Source organism: Gemmatimonas sp., from assembly GCF_044345575.1.
GTDB lineage: Bacteria > Gemmatimonadota > Gemmatimonadetes > Gemmatimonadales > Gemmatimonadaceae > Gemmatimonas.
The window spans coordinates 1-2,826 of the sequence record NZ_JBIJAW010000405.1 but is presented as its reverse complement, the minus strand read 5'-3'; the positions used below and the strand labels follow the sequence as shown (position 1 = coordinate 2,826).

Annotated in this window: 3 protein-coding genes; 1 reads left to right on the top strand and 2 read right to left on the bottom strand. The window is 65.6% G+C overall.

The window, feature by feature from the left end; genetic code table 11:
• Positions 1 to 541, bottom strand: a 541-nt coding sequence (locus ACIQ6O_RS15865) for a GNAT family N-acetyltransferase (RefSeq protein WP_396208745.1), incomplete at its 3' end; no start/stop codon positions are given.
• Positions 542 to 628: 87 nt separating this feature from the next.
• Between ACIQ6O_RS15865 and ACIQ6O_RS15860 the strand changes: the two genes are divergently transcribed.
• A complete protein-coding gene (locus ACIQ6O_RS15860; protein ID WP_396208744.1) occupies positions 629 to 1,378 on the top strand; it encodes a hypothetical protein in 750 nt (249 codons plus the stop codon).
• On the opposite strand, the gene ACIQ6O_RS15855 is transcribed toward ACIQ6O_RS15860, so the two are convergent.
• The coding region (locus ACIQ6O_RS15855) for a WD40/YVTN/BNR-like repeat-containing protein (protein ID WP_396208743.1) at positions 1,368 to 2,826 on the bottom strand (1,459 nt) is incomplete at its 5' end. The genes ACIQ6O_RS15860 and ACIQ6O_RS15855 overlap by 11 nt on opposite strands.

The following is a 2,826-nucleotide window of genomic DNA, read 5'->3' as shown; positions in this document are numbered from 1 at the left end:
CCGTGGCCGCCATTAGCGCGGCAGGTGACGTCCATGCCACGCGATACTCCGGCAGGTCACGCCCATCGCCGGCGGCGCGGTCCGCGAACTCCACCTCGGCGCCACCCATGCGTCGGTAGAACTCCCGCGCCGGGTGGTTCTCCGCGAGCACCCACAGATGCACGGCCGCGTCCGGGACATGGGCAGACGCCCACGTGCCCACGGTGTGCAGCAGGCGCCGGCCGATGCCGAGCCCCTGATGACCCGCGAGGACATGCAGATTGTCCACCAGAGTGCCCCATCGGGGGTCTTCACGTGGTCGCACGTACACGAAACCCACGGCGTCGCTGTTCACACGCGCGAGCCAACCCGGCCCCGCGTCGGGCGCCGCAAGTTTGGTCGCCCATGTCGTGCGACGTTCCGCCTCGAGGTCATCGTCGAGGTACGCGTCGGTGAGAATGCCGCGGTACGCCTTCCGCCAACTCGTGGCGTGAAGCCGTGCGATGGTGGAAACTGCCGCGCTGTCGAATGGCTCGATCTGCAAGGCCGAGGATGTGACCATCTCTGTGGGGCCCGTTCGTGTTGGAGAGTTCGGGAGAAATCTGTCGCGTCGCGCCCTTTTCCGTACCGGACGGTGGTACGTTTGTTGATGACCCGCCTGGCAGGACCCATTGAGCAGCAGCGTGCACGGACCGCTGGGCTGCTGGCGGAGGCATCGGCGATCGCCGCCGACCATGCGCTGCGTCGCGATGATCGTCGGCTGCTGCCGGTCGTGCTGCTGCCAGCCAATCCGCGCCCCATCGTTGCCATCCCCGCGGGCGCCCGGGAGGCATTCCTCTCCCACATGGGCACGCTGTTGGACGCGGCGTTCGAAACCGCGCCACGCGACAATTCGCTGCCCATGTCCGCTGAGGAGCGCTCGTCGCGGGTCAATGCCGGTGATATCAGTGGCGCCCGGGAGTCGACCACGCTTTCCGAAGAGATGGTCGCGGCCGCCTGTGCCACCTGTCGCGGCGAATGCTGCGCGTCAGGGGGAACGCATGCCTTTCTGCGTCAGGACTCCATTACGCGGGTGCGCGCGCGACTGGCCGAGAACGGGCCCGACGACGCAACCCGCATGCTGGACCTGTACCGCAATCATCTGCCGTTGCGCCATTATCACGGATCGTGTGTGTACCACGAGGAGCGTGGGTGCGCGCTCCCCCGCGACCTGCGCTCCAATCTGTGCAACCGGTATCACTGCGGTGAACTCACGCAGTTGGAGCGCGTCCTCGACGATCGTCGTCCGGCGGCCTATGTCGGCGCCGCAGACGGGAGTCGTCTGCGGCGCCTGACGCGTATCGAGCAGCACGCCGGCGATACGTGCGAAATGGACGCCGTGCTGCCGGTCAGCCGATAGGCTTGAGTCCGGGCGCCTTCTTCTGACGGATGGCCCCGATGCCGAGATCGAAGAGCTTCTTGTTGAGCGTCACGATATCCTGATCGCGCAGCGTATCGGCGCGCGCCTTGAGCTTCATCCATTCCGGCTCCAGCTCGGCAAGGCGATCTCTCGACGGCTGGTTCACGCGAGGGAGGTCGCTCTCCGTGGCGTTCACCATGAACAGCCAGTTTGCCGTGAACTTCTGGGCGAAGTTCTCCGGGTCGTCGTACGCCTTGGTCTTCCGTGAGACCATGTCGGTGTCCCACGCCTTGAGCCGTGCGAGCACGGCCTCTGCTTCCCGGCGCACATCGGCGTAGCGGGCATCCGCCGGCAGCGCTGCCAGCAGTGAGCCAAGTTGGTCCTGCGCGTCCTGAAGTTCGTTCACCACATCGTGCATGCGCGTGACCTCCCCTTCGATGCGCGACATGAAGCGGTCGTACTCGGCGTACGTCGCCGCATCGGTGGTGTACAGCGGGTTCGCGAGGACCTCGGCGTCAGTCGTCGCGGTGCGATCACCTGCCTTGAGGGTCAACCGATAGGTGCCGGGGGATACCTTGTGCCCCCGGTAACTGGCCTCGATGTACACGCCGGGCACGCCGCGCAGCGTGCCGTGTCGCATGTCCCACACGAACCGGTTGAGGCCCTTGGTCGCTGACAGCGTCGGCTCCGGTGGTGGGCCACCATCCCAGCGGGAAAAGGTGGTGTCCTTTGCTGAGCTGAGCGTGCGAACAACACGGCCGGTGGCATCGGCAATCTCGAGTGACACCGTTTCGCCCTTCTTTACTTCCGGCAGCTGGTAGTACAACACCACCCCGTTTGCCGGGTTGACGCCGTGGGAGAGGTCGGCGCCGGTGAAGTCGCTGTCGGTGCTATTGAGCTCACTGCCGCCGTTCACGAGGTAGGCTGGCGCGGGGCGGTAGGCGACGAGGGCCGGCGCAGCCGGCTTGTACTGTCGCAGCAGCGCCAGATCATCGAGAATCCACATGGCGCGCCCGGAGGTGGCCGCGATGAGGTTGCCCTGGTGCACCTTGAGATCGGTGATGGGCGCATTCGGCAGGTTGAGCTGGAACGGTGACCAGTCTGTGCCGCCGTTCCAAGACACGTAGAGACCGAGTTCCGTCCCGGCGAAGAGCAGGTCGCGGCGCACTTCGTCTTCGCGAACGACGCGCGTGAAGGCGCCGTTCGGAATTCCCTTGTCGATCTTCGTCCAGGTGGCGCCGTAGTCGGTGGTCTTGTACAGCCCCGGCGCATGATCGTTGAACTTGAAACGTGTCGTAGCGATGTACGCCGTACCCTTGTCGAACGGGGACACGTCGATGGCGTTTACCAGGCACTCGGCCAGTCCCTTGGGGGTGACGTTCTTCCATGTCTTCCCACCATCACGCGTGACGTGTACCAGGCCATCGTCGCTGCCGGTCCAGATCACG